The organism is Kitasatospora sp. NPDC001132, from assembly GCF_053598415.1.
The window spans coordinates 229,462-246,040 of record NZ_JBSFKF010000003.1 but is presented as its reverse complement, the minus strand read 5'-3'; the positions used below and the strand labels follow the sequence as shown (position 1 = coordinate 246,040).

The following is a 16,579-nucleotide window of genomic DNA, read 5'->3' as shown; positions in this document are numbered from 1 at the left end:
TGCGCGGGGGTGTCCTTCAGGCGTATCCGCCGTTGCCGTGGCGGCGCTCATACTCGGCGCGCTGCTGGGCGGTCTGCGCGTTGGCCTTCTGCTCGGCCCTACGGGCACGGGAGAGGGCGGTGCGGACGTAGGCGTTGTCGGTCGCCATGCCCTGGAGAGCGAGGAGCTGGACGACGGCTGCGGGTTCGGCGTCGAGGCCACCGAGGTGGCGTGCCATGGTGGTGATGGCGTCGCCCTTCGTCATGCCGCTGACCTGGGGCGCATCACCGCGCATCGCATGGGCGGGGTCGAGCGCGGGGTGTTCCTCGGCGGCTGGGGGCTTCGAGATGCGGTCGAGGCGGATGGTCGGCACGGCGGCGCGGTCGAGCAGCAGGGCGACCTGGGTCGGGGTGACGGTGACCTGGTAGGCAGCGAGGGTGTCGGCGATCTCGTCGGCGGTGGCGTTGGGGTGGGCTGCGGCGACGCGCTGGACGGCGGCGGCGGGGCCGATCTCGGCGAACTCGGCGGCAATGGCGTCCTCGGCCGCCAGGGCCGGGAGAGCTGATGCGGGCTGATGCGTGGCGGATGCGCCGCTGGTCACGTGGGCAATGGCCCGCTCACGGACTGCGGTGGTCGCCTCCTCGGTAGCAAGCGCCCATCCCCAGAAGCCGAAGGAGGGGAGGCGGAACGCGTCCTCGCCGCGGGCGGCTCTGGCGGTGGCTCGGTCGGCGTTCCAGGAGAGGGCGGAGACGATGAGGAGGCCGACGGCCGGGGAGGCGTAGAGGACCTGGGCGGGGTGGCCGCCGTTGGTGATGTCGGCGTGGACCAGGTTGAGGTACACAGAGGTGGCGCCCATGCCGAGGGTGGCCAGGATGCTGGGGGCGGCGGAGCGTCCGGCGCGGATGGCGTCGCTGGCGGACCTGAGGCACAGGTAGGCAATGCCGTCGAAGACGAGGCCGGCGGTGAGGGCGAGTCCCTTCGGGACGCCGTAGTGCCTGGCGACGGCGTAGAGAGACCAGGCGGCCATGAGCGCGGCGGCGGTGCGGACGAGGCCCATGACGGCGTGTCGGCTGATGTTGGCGGCCGCCGTTCGGGCCCAGTCGGGCGGGGTGGTGGACAAGGTGGTGTGCTCCGGGGAAGGGCTGGCTGGGGCGGATGTGGTCGGTTACCAGCGGACGATGCGGGTGCGGTGGCCGATGCCGAGGGCGGTGCCGATGCGGGTCTCGGCGCCGATGCGGCGGATGCAGGCCCGGCGCCACTCGTCGGTGCCGAAGTCGGCGTCGGCGGCGGCAAGGTCGGCGGCGTCGCGCTCGTCCAGGTCGGCCTGGATGTCGTGGTCCCAGCCGACGTGGCGGCCGGGGGTGCAGATGTGGATGATTCCGGCGGCGAGGATCTGGTCGGGGGTCATGTGGGGTGCTCCGGGGTGGTGGGCGGCCGGTGTGGTCACGGCCGCCGGGAGGTGTGGTGGCTCAGGTGGTGGCGGGCATGCGACGGACGTCGCCGACCAGGTCGACGTCGGCGGCGGGCGTCAGCGCGCCGAGCAGGTCCCAGCCCATGTGCTGGATCGCGTCCGCGATGCCGCCGGAGTTGGGGGGCAGCACCTTCTGGTGGACCGTGGTGTTGCTGGGGTCGCAGATGACCCGGATCCTGTCGCACCGCTCGGTGCCGCTGGGTCGCCGCGGCACGTCGCGGCGGATCTCGATGCGGTAGGTGGCGGCGCGCTTCAGCTTGCGGTCGTAGGCGTGGTTGCGGCGGATGATGGCGTGGCTGCCGAGCGTGTTCGGGTCGCAGTCGACGGCGATGGTCGCGGTGGTGACCCGGGTGACGGTGCCGGTCCGCCAGTACAGGCCGAGGCCGCGGTCCCGGGTGAGGAAGCGGATGCGGTCGCCGGCCTGGAAGGCCCCGAAGGCGGCGGAGAGGAAGTCCTCGGTGTTGCCGGTGGCGGCCCCGGCGATGAGGTGGGCACGCATGGTGGGCTCCTGCTGGTCAGTGGTAGGCGTAGGCGCGGTACTCGGCAGCGTCGGCGGCACGCTGGTCCTGGCACTCCGGGCACTCGGCCTCGTCGGGCTCGTCGTGCGGGCAGCCGGCCAGGATGTCGACGGCGATGAGGCGGAGCAGGTCAGCGGCGGCGTAACGGGCGGCCATCAGGCGGCCTCCGTGAACGCGGCCTGCGAGACCAGGCTGCTGGTGGCCTTGTACGTGAACAGGCCAGTGATCAAGGCCGGGTCGCTGGCCTCGTAAACAAAAACGTGGATCCAGCGACTGGTTGTGCGGTGCCGCACCCATGCCTTCGGGGCGTCCTGGCCGCCGTGGGCGGCGCGGTAGGCCTTGGCGACGTGCCGGCCGTACCAGGACTGCTGGCCGTCGGGCAGCTGAATGCCGAGGCGGTTGAGCATGTCGCTGGTGCGGATGTGGCCGTTCAACTGGCCGTTGAGGATCTTGTACGCCACGCCGACACCGATCTGGGCAGTGGTGCGGATCGCGGTGATGGTGCGGCGGATGAGCTTGCGGGCCCTAGCGGTCATCTAAGTCCTCCCCTTGGGGGTGGCGGTGCTGCTTGCCTTCGCCCATACTTGCATCATGAGGTTGCAACGTCAAGATGCATCACAAGGTGGCAGGTGTCGGCTCTATCAGCGAAGGAACAGGGCGTGGCATCATCGGGGCATGACCAGCACTGATGATCAAAAGGCGGCACGCGCCCGGCTCGCCGAGCTCAGTGCTGCCTACAACGAGGCCGAAGCTAAGCTCGAAGAAGCGCGACTGGCGCTCAACGCCGGCATCGTCGATGTACTCAAGGCCCGCGCGCTCGGCCCGTCCGAGGTGACCCGCCTAGTTCCCTACGAACGGCAGCACGTGGGCCGCATCGCCAAAGCTGGCGGCGTTCCACCCCTGCGTGAACGCACTGTCGTGAGCGCCAAGGCCACCCCCAAGCCCCCGCAGGCCTGACGCATCACCACGCATCACGGCCCCGCCCGAAGTGTCCGGGCGGGGCCGTTTCATGCCTGTGACCAAGGGCGCATCCGTGGCGCATCCGGGCGCATCAGGTGGTTGGCCCGACGCTGGTTGGCAGAGGTCAGGCCGCGGCGAGTTCGGCGAGGGTCTGCTCGGCGCGGTCGGCGTACTCGTCGGCGGTGCGGACGGAGAGGCAGTCGGGGTTGCTGCACTCGCGCATCCCGTCGGCCCGCACGGTGATGGTGAGGTGCTGGCAGCTGGGGCAGACCTGCCGCCGGGCGGGAGGGGCTATGGGCTGGCCGGTGGTCCGGTTGAGGTGACCGTGGAGTCGGCCGATCTCGTCGGCCATGTCCCGGGCGTACGGGCGGCCGGCAGCCCAGTCGAGGTGCAGCAGCAGGTAGCCGACGGCGAGGCTGACGTCGGACTCCCGCCAGTCGAGCGGGTGCAGCATGCCGCTGCCCGGGTAGAACCAGCCGGTCCAGTCGTTGGCTCGCTGCCGGTCCTCGATGACGGTACGGGCCCAGCTGGCGAGGAGGTCGAGGCCGGGGGTCTGGTCCTGGTCGCCGTGGTCGTCGTGCACGCCAGCCTGGGCGGTGGGGCCAACGAGGGACAGCACGTCGACCCGGCAGGGCAGGGGCGCGGTGCGGGTGGCGCCGGAGACACGGGCCCCACGCCGGCCGGAGCCAGGCCGGAGCGCGAGGTGGGCGAGGACTATCAGCTCGGGGAGCTGGCCGAGCTGGGTACGGAGGCGGTCCAGATGCGGGGCGGGGAGCATGGCGGGTCTCCTGGCGCTGTGCGGGTGGTGGGTCGGGTGGTGGGGCGCCGCTGTGGGCGCCCCGTCGTTGTGCGTGAGGTCAGTCGCGCTTGGGCTTGCGGGCCGCAGCCCGAGCGAGCAGCCAGAACGGCGCGGCCAGGATGGTCAGGGGCCAGCAGACGGCCGCGAGCGCGCCGCTGATGACGGCCAGGAAGGCGTCCGTGTCCTTGTCGTGCCTGGCGAGCAGGTAGGTGGCGACGGCCCAGACGATGAGCGCGACGGCGATGTAGCCGATGACGTACCCGGTCGGCATGTTGCTGGAGGCACCGTGGTGGGCGGGCTGAGGAATGATGATCACTCCGGCAGTCGACATGATGGCCTCCGGGTCAGCGGGCAGCGATGAGGGCAGCAATCGTGATCCAGCCCTTGTGCCAGGACTGGTCGAGCAGGTAGCCGGCCTGAGAGTCGTGCTGGAGCCAGGCACGGCTGCCGGTGACGTGAGCAAGGCGGACGACCCCACGCGGCTGCTCATCGCGCCAGTGGCCGCCCTGCCGGTCGGCGACGTAGTGGGTGATGGCGGACACGGCGAGCGCTGCGGCGGTGGGCGCCGGCCGGAGTCGGAGGCCGAGGAGCCGGGCTCCGCCGAGGAGCGCGAGCGCTTGGGTGGCGGTGTAGGTGGCGACGTGGGCGGCGCACGCACGGCGGCCGGCAGGCCCGGGCTTGCCCTTGGTGGTGGCCTGCTGGTTGGTCTGGACCCAATGATCCGCAACTTCATGCGATGCGGTGAGGAGCGCGTAGGCGGCAGCAAAGCGGGCGGTGCGGCTGGTCATGCTGATCTCCTGAGCTGGTAGTCGGCGAGGTCGCGGATCACGTCGTGGGTGGGGCGGGGCAGGTCACGGCCGGGCCTCGGCGGTCACGTCGAGGGCGCGAATGGTGCCGCAGGGCCACGGGGTGGGGACGCGGCCGGGGCGTGTGCAGGCGGTGCACACTTGCCAGCTGGCGTGGTCGCGGGGTCGGTGGAGCGCCTGAACGGCGGCAATGCGGGCCTCGGCCTGCTCGGCACGGGCCTGAAGCTTGGCCTCGCGGGTCACACGCTGCCGGAGCCGGCCGAGTTCGTCCTCGGCGGCGCGAAGCTGTTCGACGAGCTGCTGCTGGTAGGCGCTGGTCATGCGGCACTCCGGGGGGTGAGGGCTCGTTCTACGGCGGCCGGGTCGAGGGTCCAGCCCACGGGGACTGTGGAGCGGCCGGCCTGGATGGTGACTGGTTCGGCTGCGGCGCAGAGTGCGCGGACTCGGGCGGCGGCTTCCTGGGTGGCGTTGCCGAGGACGTCGATCTCGCCAAGGCGGGAGGCCAGGACGATGGCGTGGGCTCGGTCGCGGGCGCCGAGGCGGCTGCTGGCCCCGTTGAGATGGACCTTGACGGTGGCGGCGGCGATGAACAGGCGCTCGCCGATCTCGGCGTAGGTGAGTCCTTCAGCGGCAAGGGTGAGGATCTGTCGCTGCCGGTCGGTGAGGTGGGTCATCTCTGGCGCTCCCATTGCTGTTCGAGCAGTGCGATCTGCTGGTCGACGTAGGTGTCGGTGATGGGCGGTGGCACGTAGATCAGGGCGCGGCCGGGGTGTTGGGTGATGGCGGCGATCCAGAGGATGCTGACGGCGGCTGCCGGGCCGCAGAGGGCGAGGACGACGTAGGCGGTCACGGGCGCCTCCGGGGTGTGGGCGGGTGGAGTGCGAGGAGGACGGTCCCGAGGCCGGCGCCGAGGAGGGCGCCGGCCAGGACCAGCCACGGGCTGACGGTCACGCGGTCAGCCGAGCGGCATTTCGTGGATGGCGATGTAGGCCTTGGCCCAGCGGCCGGAGTGGCCCTTGACCTTGAGTTGCCAGGCGCGGGTGCCGCGCGCCCCGGGCTCCTCGTCCCAGCGGTACTCGGCGTTGGGCTCGTAGCGTCGGCGCTCGGCTTCGGCGGCGGCCTGCGCGAGGGCGAGGCTCATGTGGGCGGCGTAGGGGCCGTTGCTGTTCGCGATGGCGTAGACGGTGGCCACGGCGGTCTCCTCGGGTCGGGTGGTGGGGCCTGCCGCTGGTGGGCGGCAGGCCAGGTGCGGGTGTCGGTCAGTCGTCGTCACCGTCGTCGAGGAGCCAGCCCTCGACGGTGCGGGGGCAGTCGCAGCCGCAGGCGCAGTTGGCGTGCTCCTCGCCGGTGCCGTAGCAGATGCAGTGGCCCTCGCCGCAGGGCACGCGGGCGGGGGTGGTGTCGTCGTTCATCGGGTTCTCCTCGGGGTTGGGGCCGCCCGCGGGTTGCGGGCGGCGGCTGGCGTCAGGGGGTCAGGCGGCCGCAGGAACGGCGGGGGTGGTGGCGCGGTGCCAGAGTTCGGTAAGCGCGGCGTAGGCCTGCTGAGGGACGACTCCGTTGCCGCCCGCTTTCAGCTGGGCGTTGCGGGCCTTGGAGGCGGTCATGCCGTCCGGCAGGGGGATGTCGGTGATCCAGCCGGCGGGGAGGCCCATCATCCACTCGACGAACTGGGGCGCGAGGCGGCCTTGGTCGTCCACGGCAGCGGGAGCAGGGCGGCCGAGGACGTGCTCCCAGCGGTGGATGGCGGGGCCGTAAGTGCCCCAGTCAGCGTTGGGTTCCCCCGGCTGTACGTCGGGCTCTGCCGGTCCGCGTCGGCTGCGACCGGGGTCGGCAGGAGCCGCACCGCATCGAGGAGTGTCATCCCGTACCCCGAGCCGTACGGTGTCCCGTCCGGTCGGAAGTTCGCCGTCGTACCCGGGAACGATGCGGTCGGCGTCGGCAGCAGGCTGACCGCGGTCCGCAGGTTCATCCCCCCCTGCGCGGCGTGTCCCGGTCCGGTGTGCTCCGAGCTGGTCGGCGTGGGCAGCAGCTGGCCAGGCGAGGATGAACTCCCGCCAGCGCTCGTGCGGGGCGCCCACGGCGGACGCGGGTAGGCCGATCCATTCCGCATCGAACCCGAGGCCGGCCAGGTCTGCGAGTACAGCTCCGAGTGCTCGCAGAACAGGCTCGTCAGGCCCGTCTCCCATGCACCACGTGCAGGGTTCCACGTCGCTGTGGGCGGGCGCGGAGAGAAGTCCGCGGACATTCTCGATCACCACCAGTCGGGGTTGGAGTGCGGCTATGGCGTGGGCCATGTGGGCCCACAGGCCGGAGCGGGTTTGGTCGTTGAGGCCGGCACGCTGTCCGGCGAGGGAAACGTCGGTGCAGGGGAAGCCGCCGGTGAGGATGTCGACGGGTGCCTCGGCGGCGACCTGGTCCCAGTCAATGGCGGTGATGTCGCCGAGGTTGGGGGTGTCGGGCCAGTGGTGGGCGAGGATCCGGGCGGCGTACTGGTGCACGTCCGGCCGGCCCTTCTTGTCCGGCGGCTCGTACTGGGAGTGCCAGACGGTGCGGGCGCCGAAGAACTGCTCGACGGCGAGGTCGAGGCCGCCGTAGCCGCTGAACAGCGAGCCAATGCGGGGCGGTGTCACCTGGGTCTCCGTAGCGGGGTGTGGGGGCGGCCGGCGGGTGCCGGCCGCCGGGGTGGTCAGGTCATGCAGTAGCCGGAGGTGCAGGCCCCTTCGGCTTCGTCGAACACGAGCGGCAGCGGGTCGACGCCGTCCGGGATGGCCTCGCGGAGCGGCTGGTTGTAGGCCGTCAGCCACACGTGGTCCTTGCCCAGGTCGTCTCGGCGCCGGTTCAGGAGGTCTTCGAGCTGGCAGGCCTTCTCGAACAGCTCGGGCTCGGTGCGACGCATCTCATGCCAGGTCTCGGGCCGGTGGAACGGGCAGAAGAAGCAGCTGCTCTTGGGTGGCACCGGAAGGCCGGCGCCCCGGATGATGCGCGGGATGTCGGAGCGGCGGATGCCGAGGTCGAGGAGCGGGTACTCGATGCGTTCGTGTGGCTCGTGGCGGCGGTTGTTGGCGCGGTGGATCTCGTCGACGCTGATGCCGATGCCGACCGTTGCCGGGTTGCCTTCGGTGGCGCCGCGACGCTTGAGCTCCTTACCGATGACCTTGATCTTGAAGTCGGCGGTGCAGGAGCGGGTGCCGGGGGCGCCGTTACTCATGCGGATCGGGATCGGCAGGGACCGGGATCCCTCCCGAGTGAGCCGGCCCCATAGGGTCTCGGTGGAGCCGTCGCGGCGGATGCGGTCGAGGACGGTCAGTTCGATGCCGTGGTCGGCGGCGAAGGGCTTGGCGTACTCCTCCAGGTAGCGGAGGGTGCCGGGGTGTTCGGAGTCGTCGCCGACGTTGGCGAAGAGGAACACCTGGTAGTCGATGACGCCTTGGGTGGCGAGGACGAGGCTGGCCATGGACTGCCAGCCGCCTCCGAAGGAGAAGGTGCGGAGCTGGGTCACGGCAATACTCCCTGGGGTATGGGTTGCGGGCTGCGACGGCCCGCCTGTGGGCCTGTGGGCTGTCGGGTGACACTCGGGGCGCCTGGGGCCGTGCGCGGCCGTTCCCGGTCCGGTCCTGGCCGCGCACGGGGCCTCAGGTGGCGGTCGGGGTCTCTCCGTTGGCGGCGGCGCGGACGTCGTCGAGGAGGGAGCGGGTCTGCGGTCCGACGCAGTGCTCGTTCCACTGGGTGAGCACGGCGTCGACGGCGTCGAGTCGGCGGCTCAGCTCGGCCATCTCCTCGGCGATGGTGGGCTCGACGCCGACGTACAGGGCGCGCTCGGCCTCCAGCTGCCGGACCCGGGCGAGGAGCTGCTCGACGTCGGTGCAGTCAGCCGGCTCGGCGTGGGCCTCGTCGAGGTGCGGGAGGAGCTCGGTGAGGCGGTCGCCGTTGTACTGCTCCGGGATCGTGGTCGGCTGGGTCCAGGTGCAACCGGGAGCGGGGCAGGTGATGGGCTGGGGCTGGTTCATTGGGTGGTCTCCTCGGTCTGGTTGGCGAGCTGCAGCAGCACGTCGGCGTGGCAGGGCTGGCCGAGCGCGCACCGGCAGACGAGGTCGCGGCCGGCCAACTCGCGGCGGGCGTCGACGACGGTGAGGTGGGGACTGCAGTGCTGCCACAGGCGGACGCTGCTGGTCGGAGCGGTCAGCGCGGCCCGGTACAAGTCGACGCTCTCCTGCCGGGTGAGGTACCGGATGGCGTGAGGGGTGACCCGGCCGTCGGGGTGCAAGTACGGGTGAGTGCGGCCGGCGGAGCTGATGCGGGTCTCCAACTCCCACTCGGAGCCATCGAGGGCGGGGACGCGGGCGAGGGCGTGGCGGGTGCGCCAGCTCCAGGGGTTGGCCCAGCGGCTGCCGGGGCCGACGTAGATGGCACCCTCGGGGGCGCGCCAGCCGCGGACGGGCGGGCGGTGGAGTCGGGTGGTCACAGTGGTCTCCTCAGGCGGCGGGACGGGTGGTCTGGTGGGCGCATTCGCCGAGCAGGCAGGCCCGGACGGTGTCGCGCCACTCGTCGGGGCTGACGAGGCGGTAGCGGACGCCGCGGCGGTGCTCGCGCTCACGGTCCCAGCGGACGGGCTCGAACTCGGCGGCGGCGGCCTCGGGGCTGGTTGCGACGGTGCCGGAGTCAGAGCCGGTGGCGCATCCGTCCGGGTCGTACCGAACCCAGCGACAGGCCGCGAGGGGCCAGTTCGTGCCGTCGAGGGTGACGAACAGCAGGAGCGGGCTGGCGGTCATCGGGGCTCCTCAGGCGGTGGGGCGGGTGCTGGTGGGTGGTCAGGCGGCGGGGAGGGCGTTCAGGCGTCCCGGATGGGCGCCGTCGTAGGGGCGACCGTCCGGGCGCATGCACGGCACTCCCATGGGGGCCTGGCAGCTGGGGCATGCCCGGGCCGCTATGGCCGCGGCGTCAACCCGGCCGGGGTGAGCGGTGGTGCGGTGGAACCAAGTGCCGGGCTTGTCGCCTCGGGCGCCGCGGCGCCGCTTGCACGGGTCGCCGGCGGCGGCCTGGCACCAGGGGCACGGGACGGCGAGGGCGTCGGCGTCGCCACGGAGGCGGGCTTCCTCGCGGGCCTTGCGGCCGGGTAGGGCGTCGGCGAGGGCCTCGCGGACGTGCTCGGGCATGCGGCCCACGCCAGTGAGGGCGTCGGCAACGGACGGGTGGGGCCCGCCGGTCAGTTGCCGGATCGGCTCGGCCTCGAGGCGGCCGTCAGCGATCGCGGCGATCTGCTGGCGGCGGCGCGCAACGAACTCCGCGCCGGTCTCGGAGCCGGCCGGCAGAGGGTAGGTGAACGCCCCGTCGGGGATGCGTTCGTCGCGGATCTCCTTGCGGAGGGTACGGACGTGGTGGGGCTGGATCCAGCGGGTCGAGTCGAGGTCTCCGTCGCGGCTGGGCTGGGAGTAGAACTTGGCGACCGCGGCGAAGGCGTCGGAGTCCGCAGGGATGTCCTTGAGGGCTTCGGCCCAAGCGATGCTGGCGGCCTTGGACGGCTTGCGGTTGTCGAACGCGGCGGCGTGGGCGAGGAGCTTGGTGGCTTCGATGGCGTCCACTAGTTGCCTCCTTCGGCGAGGAGTTGCTGCATGAGGTCGTAGTGCTCGGCGACGCGGCTGTCGGTGCCAGGCAGGTGGCCCTGGGTTTGGGCCGGCAGGTTGTTACTGGGCCGGCCGCGTTGGGCGGCGAGGCGGAGCCGGTCGTACTGCTTGCGCAGGGTCGGCATGGAGAGGACGTTGGAGCGCCAGAACTCATCGGCCTGGGACCAGCGGATCGCGCCGAGAATGTCGTCAAGGGCGATGCCGTCCTTGTCGAGCATCAGGCGGGCGGCGTCGCGCCAGGCCTTTGTGATGGTGGGCTTGCGGCTGCCGTTGGCGGCCACCGCGTCGGCCAGGGCTCGACACACGCGTTCGACGTCGTGTCGGATCGGCGGGTCTGCGGGCGGTTCGCCGTCCGCGGACGAAGAGGACGTAGTCCTCTTCTCTTCTGTTGGGTTGGGGTTGGGGTTGGGAGCATGCGTTACGGGCCCGTTAGTAACGCCGTTACGGTCAGCGTTACGACTTGACGAACCCTTTGCCGAACCTCGGCGGTCCCGAAACGCCTTCTGACGTGCAGCGTTCTTGTCCCGCTCAGCCGTGATCTGGGCGGCCGACTTCTGGTAATCGAGGTAGTCGTGGATGGCGAACCCACCCTCGGTCTCCTCCCAGAGGCCGGCCTTCACGAGCCGATCGGCGACGAAACGCGCGACTTCCGGTGTGACATAGCCGTTACTGGGCCCGTTAGTAACGCCGTTACGGTCAGCGTTACTTACCGCCTCTGCGGCGTCCTCGAAGTCCAGCAACCGCAGAGCCGTCTTCCGCGGGATGAACCCGTCGGTCAGGTTCCGGTTGCTCCACGCCAGCCCGGCCGCCCACAGCGCGATACCGAGGGACCCCGCGGCGTCGAACTTGGGGTGGTCGTAGAAGTCGTCGGAGATACGGACCCAGGCCATCGTGGCTTCTCTCGGCAGTACGGTCGGGTGAGGGGTTGGTGGCCTGGGGCGGGGGCGGTCACCCCGCCCCAGGCAGACGGGGGGTCAGGTCGGCAGGCGTCCGGCGGCCTTCTCGTCCAGCGCCAGGCGGACCAGGCGGGCGACGGTGGCCAGCAGTGTGGTCACCGAGGCGACGTACTGTTCTCCGCCGGCCTGCAGAGCGGTCTCGAACAGGGCGAGGCAGGTGTCCGTGTCGCCGTTGCTGTAGGCAACGAGGAAGCGCATCGCGAATGCCTCGTCGGGGACAGCGGCGAAGGCTCCGGGGACGAGTTCAGCGGTTGCCCACATCGCGCCGTTGTCGGCCGTGGGCGCCTTCGAGCCGTACAGCAGCCGGAGCGTGTGGGTTCCGGCGGCGGCGATCGCGCAGCACACCCCGTACATGCGGTTGTTGTCGCTGTTCTGGCCGAGGGTTTCGAGGGCGCGGGCGGCGGTGTCGGCGTCACCGTGGGCGGCGCTGCCAATGGCCTGCTGGATCAGGGCGGTGGTCTCGTCGTTGTTCACTGCAGATCCTTCGGGTCTGGTGGTTCGGGGCGCCCGTTCTGCCGGGCCGGTGTGTGCTTGGGGCAGCGGGGCCCCGGGATGTAGGGCCGGGCCGGCTGCCCGCAGTACTCGCGCACCGCGGGCAGCCACTGGCCGCAGGTCACGCCGGGCGGTCGAGGCCGAGGGCGGACAGAAGCAGCTGCTCGTCTCCGCCGTCCCGGGCCCGGCGGGCCACGTACCGGCGGGCGCTCTCCCGGTCTTCCTCGGGCACCACGGTGGCCGTCAGCGAGGCGCCGTACGCCTCCGCCCGATCCGCCGGGTCCGTGTACCGCCGGGCCGTCACGCCGCCACCTCGGCAGCGCGCTTGGCCCGCCGGTTCGCCGTGTCGACACGCTCGGCCTGAAGGCAGGCCTCGCACACCTTCTGCTTCAGCCGCCGATGCTTGGCTGCCCCGCCCGTCGTCCCGCACTGGGCCGGAGTCCGGATCTTGATTGGACGGTCGTGCCGGAACCGAACTCCCGCGGCCTTGGAACGGGTGCGCTCGTCAAGGCCGCCCCACACGCCGAACTCGGCCGGCCGCGGCTGTTCACGGCACCACTCAGTGATCGGGCACTGCGCGCACAGCTGCTGGGCCTCCCACACCCGGCTCATCTGCTCAGGCGAGCCGACACGCTCGCCGTCCGGCGGGAAGAAGAGCTCCGGCGCGGACGCACACGGCACAGCCTGGCCGAGGTCCTGAATCACGACGCCACCTCCTGCCGGGGGATCAGAGGCCAGTGCCCGTGCACGCTGGTGGCGTCGCGGCCCTGCCGGACCAGGTACTGCCGCAGGCCGTCCGCCTGCTCGCCCGCCCACACGACCTGAGCCGCGTGGAGGTCCGCCAGCGACGCCCCGCCGATCGCGGGGTGGCGCTCGGCAATCTCGTACGCCACCCGCACCGCGGCAAGCGCATCGGCCGCCGCCTCGTGCGCGCCGTCGAGCGTGACCCCGTAGTACTCAGACAGGGCCCCGAGGTTGCGCTTCCCCCGCCGGTACCGATCCACCTGCCGGTCCAGCACCAGCGGGTCGACCACGACCGGTTCCCGGCCGGCCTGCACCGCGAGCGGTGCATACCCGTGCCGCTCCAACTCGCGGTCCAGCATCGTGAAGTCGTACGACGCGTTCATGGCCACGATCGGCGTGCCCTCAGCGACGTGCTCGGCCAGCACGATCGCGATCTCCTGCACCACCCGCGCGGCCGGGCGGCCCATCGCGCGAGCCCGCTCCGTGGTGACGCCGTGCACCGCGGTGGCGCCCTCGGGGATCTCCACCCCCGGGTCGGCGATCCACCCGAACCGGTCGAGCGACTGCCAGCGGCCGGCGTTGTCCTCGCGGGACGTCCACCGCTGCGGGCCCACCCGCAGCACCGAGGCGGTCACGATCCGGTCCGACTCCGGGTCGACGCCTGTGGTCTCCAGGTCGAAGCCGACCAGCGGCCGGTAGTGCCAGGGACGGCTCACTCGGCACCCCCCGCGGTCAGCTCCGGCAGAACCAACGCCGCCAGTTCGCCCGCACGCCAGGCCTCCGCCACGGCGTCGGGCCCCGACTTCTCCCACGTCATGCGGGTGTACGACGCACGCGGCTGCATCCGCACACCAGGCACCTCGTGCACGACACCCGTCTCCTGGTCCACCCACTGCGGCACACCCGCCGCCGTGAGCTCCTTCAACAGGGCCTTCACGAACGCCTCCCGAACGCTGGTGACGAACTCGCGCTTGATCTGGTCCGGCCGGTTGTCACGCACCCACTCCAGGAACGCGACCTCGTCGACCACCACAGCGGCCGCGCCAGGGCTGACCAGCGCCACCTTGGCGACAACCGTTCCGTTCGGCAGCGACGCCTCGATCCGGGTCGCCCCCGTCTCCTCACGAGCGGCCTTCAGGCCCGCAGCCTGGTCCGCCTTCGCGGCCTTCAGCTGGGCGCCGATCTCCTCGTACAGGGCCTGCAGCACAGCCGCCCGGCCCGCGATCTCCTTGAGGCTCATGCCGCACCTGCCAGCAGCTCGGTCATCTCGGCGAGCTGCGCGACCGAGGCCTCGACGATCGGCACGCCGTACGACTGCGCGAAGTCCTGTTCGATGCTCGGCGCGACACCCGCGGCCAGCGCGGCGCCCCGCAGAGCGTCGATTGCCGCCGTCCGCTCGTCGTCCTCGACGACCTCCGCCTCAACCAGCTCCGGCTCGACAGCCTGGGCGGCCTTCTCCCGGCCGATCTGCGCAATCCGGTCTAGCACGTCCTTCGCCATGCCGGTGGCCTGGGCCTCGACCCACAGCTTGCGCACCGCGTCGGTGTCCTCGGCGGCGTCGGCCTCCGACAGCCAGTCCCGCGGCGACGCGTCCGACGCCCACGGGTCCGGCTCCGCCTTCACCTGCCGCAGGCGACGGATCGGCGTCGTACCCTCGTCTCCGCCCGGGTTGTCGGCCTGAGCCATCTCCTCGGAGGTGTAGACCCCCGCGAGGTCGTGCGGGAACGCCTTCCGCAGGGCCAAGGCCTCAGCACACTTCGCGAGCTGGCCAGCGGGCATCCGTCCCCACAAGCCGATCGGCTTGTCGTCCCGGTTGGTCTGGACGTACTCGCGGAACAGGGCCACGGCGGAGAACCGCTGGCCGTTGCGGAGGACGGCCACCTTTGCGGCGGCGGGCGACTCGTCGGAGAGCCAGACGTCACGCCAGCGGCCCGAGGTGTCGCACCACAGGGTGTCCTCGTAGCCGAAGACCTCTGCGCTGGCGGCGACGACCCGGTGGGCGACGACCCGGTAGCCGTCGATGCCGGTCTGCGGGGTGAACACCTTCCGGCCCGCACGGCCGTCCCAGCGGCCGATCAGGTAGATCTGCCGCGAGAACGGGTCCAACTGGGTGCGCTGGCACAGGTGCAGGAACCCGGACAGCTCGGCGGCGGTGACCTCGTTGTCGATGCCGGACTGCTGGAGGACGGCCGCCTGCTCGGGCGTCCACTCGGTCTGGTCGGGCCGGATGGCGAGGGCGCCTCCGGTCCGGACGATCTCAGTGCTCACGGTCGTTCTCCGTCTGGTGGAACGTGAAGTTCAGGGGGCAGATCAGCCAGCCGCGGCCGTCGGGCCGGACCAGCTCCAGGGCCGCGAACGGCCAGGTGACGCGCACGACGCGCAGGGAGGCCAGGGAGCGGAGGCGGCTGATCACCGGCCACCGTCCTGGGGCTGCCGCGAGGCCACGTAGCGGATCTGCTCGGGCGTCACCTCAGCGGCCTGGACCGGGCGGACCCGGCGGCGAGCCCGCCAGTCCACCCACAGCAGCAGCGCGAACGCGCCGACGGACAAGGCGATCAGGGCGGTGAGCATCACTGCACCTCACCTCGCAGCCACCGCTCCCGCAGACGAGCCACCTCGGCCGCGTACCGGAGCTGTACGTCCTCCGGCCACTCCCACAGGTCGTCCCCGTAGGCGTCCATGAAGCGGTCCATCAGCTCGACCTCGGCGGCCATCTCCCGCCGCACCGGCAGCTTGTCGGCCATCACGCCGCCACCCCCGCCGGCGACTCGACCGGCTCGGCCGGATACGCCTTCACCATCAGCGGCACCTCGGCCCACACACCCACAGCCGTCCACGACTCGTGCACCTGACCCAGGCACTCGTACCGCCGCGGCTCCTGCACCGACAGGCCAAGCTCCTGCACCCACCAGTCGAACGCGGCGAGGTCCTCGTGGTGCAGATGCACCTCCAGGCACCCGAACCGCGCATCCACGCTCGTCGCCGGCAGCTCCGGGAAGGCCTCCGCCAGCATCAATGCCGCCCGGAGCAGGCCCGCCTGCGACTTCATCGAGTGCTGGCCCGCCGACACATCCACCAGCGCGGTCACAGGGCACCGCCCGTCCGCGCCGTGAACTCCGCGACCAGCGCGACCGTCTGCGGCGACCACGCCGGCAGCAGGCTCTCCGCCTGGCTGCCGTCGGCGTCGCCCAGCAGGACGAAGAACCGGTCCAGCCACGAGTCCTCAAGGACCAACTGCGTGGCCGGCTGCTGGGGCGGCGCCGACAGGGACGCGAGCGCGGCATCCAGCCGCGCGTTCAGCTCCAACTCCGTCATGCCGCACCGCCGGTGAGGCTCAGCTGTGCCGGCGCCTGCGGGAACTGGGCCGCGTAGTGCCGCTCCCAGACCTCCTCGAACACCGGCAACGCGGCGTACGTCCACGCCACCGTTTCCCGCACCGAACCCCTGGCGGTCTCCTCCGTACGCAACCCCGGACGCCGACCGTGCACGTCCTCGTACAGGGACGCCGCGCGCCGACCGAACCACGACTGCACGGAGAGAATCTCCGCCTTCTTCAGGCCCTTGCCGCGCAGGAAGTCCGGTACGTACAGCGGCCGGTCCTCCGGAGCCACCTCCGGCTCCTCACCCAGGGCCCGGGCCGCCACGTGGCGAGCCTTCAGCTCCAGCCACCCCGCGTCCACGATCCCGCCGGCCGCAGCCAGCACCCGCATCTGCAGGGCCGCGAGCTCCGCCCGGTCCACCGCCTCGCTGCGGGCCGCGATGGTGGCGGACTCCTCGACGTTCAGCAGGTACTCACGCACCCGGTGCGCGACGTCCGAACCCGTCAGCAACTGGCCCACGTTCAGGACCGTGCGACGGGTGAACAGCGCGAGGGCGTTGATCCGCTCCGACAGGGGGACACCCTGTCCCTCCGTGGACTCCTTGAAGGTCCTGAGCTCGGGACCGCGGACCACGCGCAGACCGTTCTCGGTCAGCTCGTCGCGGTTGCGCTGGACGAGCTTCTTGATGGTCTCGACGTCGACCTCGTAGAAGCTGGCGACCAGCTCCGTCGTCGCGTGCACGCCGTCCGGGAGCAGGGCGAGCGCCTTCACCTTCGTGAGGACGTCCGTCCGCTCGACCGTCGCCGCACGCATCGTGCGGGACTCGGTCAACACCTGCTCGGTGTTCTCTGCCAAGATGGACATAGTCCACCTCTCCGTTCTTGGGTTCGATTGCTGGTGGGCAAGGGCCTTC

33 protein-coding genes are annotated in these 16,579 nt (G+C 71.6%); 1 reads left to right on the top strand and 32 read right to left on the bottom strand.

The window, feature by feature from the left end; translation table 11 throughout:
* Positions 1-16 precede the first annotated feature (16 nt).
* The 5 genes from ACWDBE_RS05620 to ACWDBE_RS05600 all read right to left on the bottom strand — a co-directional run bounded on the left by ACWDBE_RS05620 (position 17) and on the right by ACWDBE_RS05600 (position 2,504).
* The gene (locus ACWDBE_RS05620) at positions 17-1,099 is read right to left on the bottom strand and encodes a hypothetical protein (protein ID WP_449807312.1); all 1,083 of its coding nucleotides are present in this window, start codon (positions 1,097-1,099) and stop codon (positions 17-19) included.
* A 45-nt stretch (positions 1,100-1,144) separates the two neighbouring features.
* On the bottom strand, positions 1,145-1,387 hold the full coding sequence (locus tag ACWDBE_RS05615; protein ID WP_449807311.1) for a hypothetical protein: 243 nt from the start codon (positions 1,385-1,387) through the stop codon (positions 1,145-1,147).
* A gap of 61 nt (positions 1,388-1,448) precedes the next feature.
* Positions 1,449-1,949 (bottom strand): hypothetical protein, encoded by a 501-nt coding sequence (locus ACWDBE_RS05610; protein WP_449807310.1) that lies wholly within the window; start codon positions 1,947-1,949, stop codon positions 1,449-1,451.
* A gap of 16 nt (positions 1,950-1,965) precedes the next feature.
* Positions 1,966-2,124: a hypothetical protein gene (locus ACWDBE_RS05605; RefSeq protein ID WP_449807309.1), complete on the bottom strand. Its 159-nt coding sequence runs from the start codon at positions 2,122-2,124 to the stop codon at positions 1,966-1,968.
* Positions 2,124-2,504, bottom strand: a complete 381-nt coding sequence (locus tag ACWDBE_RS05600) for a hypothetical protein (RefSeq protein WP_449807308.1) — start codon at positions 2,502-2,504, stop codon at positions 2,124-2,126. The genes ACWDBE_RS05605 and ACWDBE_RS05600 overlap by 1 nt, the downstream gene beginning before the upstream one ends.
* Before the next feature lie 139 nt (positions 2,505-2,643).
* Here ACWDBE_RS05600 and ACWDBE_RS05595 point away from each other — a divergent pair, with 139 nt between their 5' ends.
* Positions 2,644-2,925: a hypothetical protein gene (locus ACWDBE_RS05595; RefSeq protein WP_449807307.1), complete on the top strand. Its 282-nt coding sequence runs from the start codon at positions 2,644-2,646 to the stop codon at positions 2,923-2,925.
* A 127-nt stretch (positions 2,926-3,052) separates the two neighbouring features.
* On the opposite strand, the gene ACWDBE_RS05590 is transcribed toward ACWDBE_RS05595, so the two are convergent.
* From ACWDBE_RS05590 to ACWDBE_RS05460, 27 genes are all read right to left on the bottom strand, one after another.
* Positions 3,053-3,706, bottom strand: coding sequence for a hypothetical protein (locus ACWDBE_RS05590; RefSeq protein ID WP_449807306.1), 654 nt, complete (start codon positions 3,704-3,706; stop codon positions 3,053-3,055).
* 79 nt (positions 3,707-3,785) lie between these two features.
* Positions 3,786-4,058, bottom strand: a complete 273-nt coding sequence (locus ACWDBE_RS05585; protein WP_449807305.1) for a hypothetical protein — start codon at positions 4,056-4,058, stop codon at positions 3,786-3,788.
* 13 nt (positions 4,059-4,071) lie between these two features.
* Positions 4,072-4,515 carry a hypothetical protein gene (locus tag ACWDBE_RS05580; RefSeq protein WP_449807304.1) on the bottom strand — a complete coding sequence of 148 codons (444 nt, stop codon included), beginning with the start codon at positions 4,513-4,515 and terminating at the stop codon, positions 4,072-4,074.
* Positions 4,516-4,578: 63 nt separating this feature from the next.
* The gene (locus tag ACWDBE_RS05575; RefSeq protein WP_449807303.1) at positions 4,579-4,854 is read right to left on the bottom strand and encodes a hypothetical protein; all 276 of its coding nucleotides are present in this window, start codon (positions 4,852-4,854) and stop codon (positions 4,579-4,581) included.
* Positions 4,851-5,207, bottom strand: coding sequence for a response regulator transcription factor (locus ACWDBE_RS05570; RefSeq protein ID WP_449807302.1), 357 nt, complete (start codon positions 5,205-5,207; stop codon positions 4,851-4,853). The genes ACWDBE_RS05575 and ACWDBE_RS05570 overlap by 4 nt, the downstream gene beginning before the upstream one ends.
* Positions 5,204-5,383 carry a hypothetical protein gene (locus tag ACWDBE_RS05565; protein WP_449807301.1) on the bottom strand — a complete coding sequence of 60 codons (180 nt, stop codon included), beginning with the start codon at positions 5,381-5,383 and terminating at the stop codon, positions 5,204-5,206. The genes ACWDBE_RS05570 and ACWDBE_RS05565 overlap by 4 nt, the downstream gene beginning before the upstream one ends.
* A gap of 105 nt (positions 5,384-5,488) precedes the next feature.
* Positions 5,489-5,725 (bottom strand): hypothetical protein, encoded by a 237-nt coding sequence (locus ACWDBE_RS05560; protein ID WP_449807300.1) that lies wholly within the window; start codon positions 5,723-5,725, stop codon positions 5,489-5,491.
* Positions 5,726-5,792: 67 nt separating this feature from the next.
* Positions 5,793-5,945: a hypothetical protein gene (locus ACWDBE_RS05555; protein WP_449807299.1), complete on the bottom strand. Its 153-nt coding sequence runs from the start codon at positions 5,943-5,945 to the stop codon at positions 5,793-5,795.
* Between the two features lie 60 nt (positions 5,946-6,005).
* The gene (locus ACWDBE_RS05550) at positions 6,006-7,163 is read right to left on the bottom strand and encodes a DNA cytosine methyltransferase (protein WP_449807298.1); all 1,158 of its coding nucleotides are present in this window, start codon (positions 7,161-7,163) and stop codon (positions 6,006-6,008) included.
* 56 nt (positions 7,164-7,219) lie between these two features.
* Positions 7,220-8,032 carry a phosphoadenosine phosphosulfate reductase gene (locus tag ACWDBE_RS05545; protein ID WP_449807297.1) on the bottom strand — a complete coding sequence of 271 codons (813 nt, stop codon included), beginning with the start codon at positions 8,030-8,032 and terminating at the stop codon, positions 7,220-7,222.
* Positions 8,033-8,165: 133 nt separating this feature from the next.
* On the bottom strand, positions 8,166-8,540 hold the full coding sequence (locus tag ACWDBE_RS05540; RefSeq protein ID WP_449807296.1) for a hypothetical protein: 375 nt from the start codon (positions 8,538-8,540) through the stop codon (positions 8,166-8,168).
* Positions 8,537-8,995 (bottom strand): DUF4326 domain-containing protein, encoded by a 459-nt coding sequence (locus ACWDBE_RS05535; RefSeq protein WP_449807295.1) that lies wholly within the window; start codon positions 8,993-8,995, stop codon positions 8,537-8,539. The genes ACWDBE_RS05540 and ACWDBE_RS05535 overlap by 4 nt, the downstream gene beginning before the upstream one ends.
* A gap of 10 nt (positions 8,996-9,005) precedes the next feature.
* The gene (locus ACWDBE_RS05530; RefSeq protein ID WP_449807294.1) at positions 9,006-9,302 is read right to left on the bottom strand and encodes a hypothetical protein; all 297 of its coding nucleotides are present in this window, start codon (positions 9,300-9,302) and stop codon (positions 9,006-9,008) included.
* A gap of 39 nt (positions 9,303-9,341) precedes the next feature.
* Complete coding sequence (locus ACWDBE_RS05525) at positions 9,342-10,112, bottom strand: zinc finger domain-containing protein (protein ID WP_449807293.1); 771 nt, start codon at positions 10,110-10,112, stop codon at positions 9,342-9,344.
* Entirely contained in the window at positions 10,112-11,044 is a 933-nt protein-coding gene (locus tag ACWDBE_RS05520) for a hypothetical protein (RefSeq protein WP_449807292.1), read from the bottom strand. Before ACWDBE_RS05520 ends, ACWDBE_RS05525 begins: the two co-directional genes overlap by 1 nt.
* Before the next feature lie 84 nt (positions 11,045-11,128).
* Positions 11,129-11,584, bottom strand: coding sequence for a hypothetical protein (locus ACWDBE_RS05515; protein ID WP_449807291.1), 456 nt, complete (start codon positions 11,582-11,584; stop codon positions 11,129-11,131).
* Positions 11,585-11,723: 139 nt separating this feature from the next.
* Positions 11,724-11,906, bottom strand: a complete 183-nt coding sequence (locus tag ACWDBE_RS05510; protein ID WP_449807290.1) for a hypothetical protein — start codon at positions 11,904-11,906, stop codon at positions 11,724-11,726.
* Positions 11,903-12,307: a WhiB family transcriptional regulator gene (locus ACWDBE_RS05505; RefSeq protein ID WP_449807289.1), complete on the bottom strand. Its 405-nt coding sequence runs from the start codon at positions 12,305-12,307 to the stop codon at positions 11,903-11,905. Before ACWDBE_RS05505 ends, ACWDBE_RS05510 begins: the two co-directional genes overlap by 4 nt.
* Positions 12,304-13,062 (bottom strand): exonuclease domain-containing protein, encoded by a 759-nt coding sequence (locus tag ACWDBE_RS05500; protein ID WP_449807288.1) that lies wholly within the window; start codon positions 13,060-13,062, stop codon positions 12,304-12,306. The genes ACWDBE_RS05505 and ACWDBE_RS05500 overlap by 4 nt, the downstream gene beginning before the upstream one ends.
* Positions 13,059-13,586, bottom strand: a complete 528-nt coding sequence (locus ACWDBE_RS05495) for a hypothetical protein (RefSeq protein ID WP_449807287.1) — start codon at positions 13,584-13,586, stop codon at positions 13,059-13,061. Before ACWDBE_RS05495 ends, ACWDBE_RS05500 begins: the two co-directional genes overlap by 4 nt.
* Positions 13,583-14,614 (bottom strand): phage recombination protein Bet, encoded by a 1,032-nt coding sequence (bet, locus tag ACWDBE_RS05490; protein ID WP_449807286.1) that lies wholly within the window; start codon positions 14,612-14,614, stop codon positions 13,583-13,585. Before bet ends, ACWDBE_RS05495 begins: the two co-directional genes overlap by 4 nt.
* Positions 14,604-14,759, bottom strand: a complete 156-nt coding sequence (locus tag ACWDBE_RS05485) for a hypothetical protein (protein ID WP_449807285.1) — start codon at positions 14,757-14,759, stop codon at positions 14,604-14,606. Before ACWDBE_RS05485 ends, bet begins: the two co-directional genes overlap by 11 nt.
* Positions 14,756-14,917, bottom strand: a complete 162-nt coding sequence (locus tag ACWDBE_RS05480; protein WP_449807284.1) for a hypothetical protein — start codon at positions 14,915-14,917, stop codon at positions 14,756-14,758. Before ACWDBE_RS05480 ends, ACWDBE_RS05485 begins: the two co-directional genes overlap by 4 nt.
* The gene (locus tag ACWDBE_RS05475; protein ID WP_449807283.1) at positions 14,917-15,090 is read right to left on the bottom strand and encodes a hypothetical protein; all 174 of its coding nucleotides are present in this window, start codon (positions 15,088-15,090) and stop codon (positions 14,917-14,919) included. Before ACWDBE_RS05475 ends, ACWDBE_RS05480 begins: the two co-directional genes overlap by 1 nt.
* Positions 15,090-15,434: a hypothetical protein gene (locus ACWDBE_RS05470; protein WP_449807282.1), complete on the bottom strand. Its 345-nt coding sequence runs from the start codon at positions 15,432-15,434 to the stop codon at positions 15,090-15,092. Before ACWDBE_RS05470 ends, ACWDBE_RS05475 begins: the two co-directional genes overlap by 1 nt.
* A complete protein-coding gene (locus tag ACWDBE_RS05465; RefSeq protein WP_449807281.1) occupies positions 15,431-15,661 on the bottom strand; it encodes a hypothetical protein in 231 nt (76 codons plus the stop codon). Before ACWDBE_RS05465 ends, ACWDBE_RS05470 begins: the two co-directional genes overlap by 4 nt.
* The gene (locus ACWDBE_RS05460; protein WP_449807280.1) at positions 15,658-16,530 is read right to left on the bottom strand and encodes a hypothetical protein; all 873 of its coding nucleotides are present in this window, start codon (positions 16,528-16,530) and stop codon (positions 15,658-15,660) included. The genes ACWDBE_RS05465 and ACWDBE_RS05460 overlap by 4 nt, the downstream gene beginning before the upstream one ends.
* Positions 16,531-16,579: the final 49 nt, after the last annotated feature.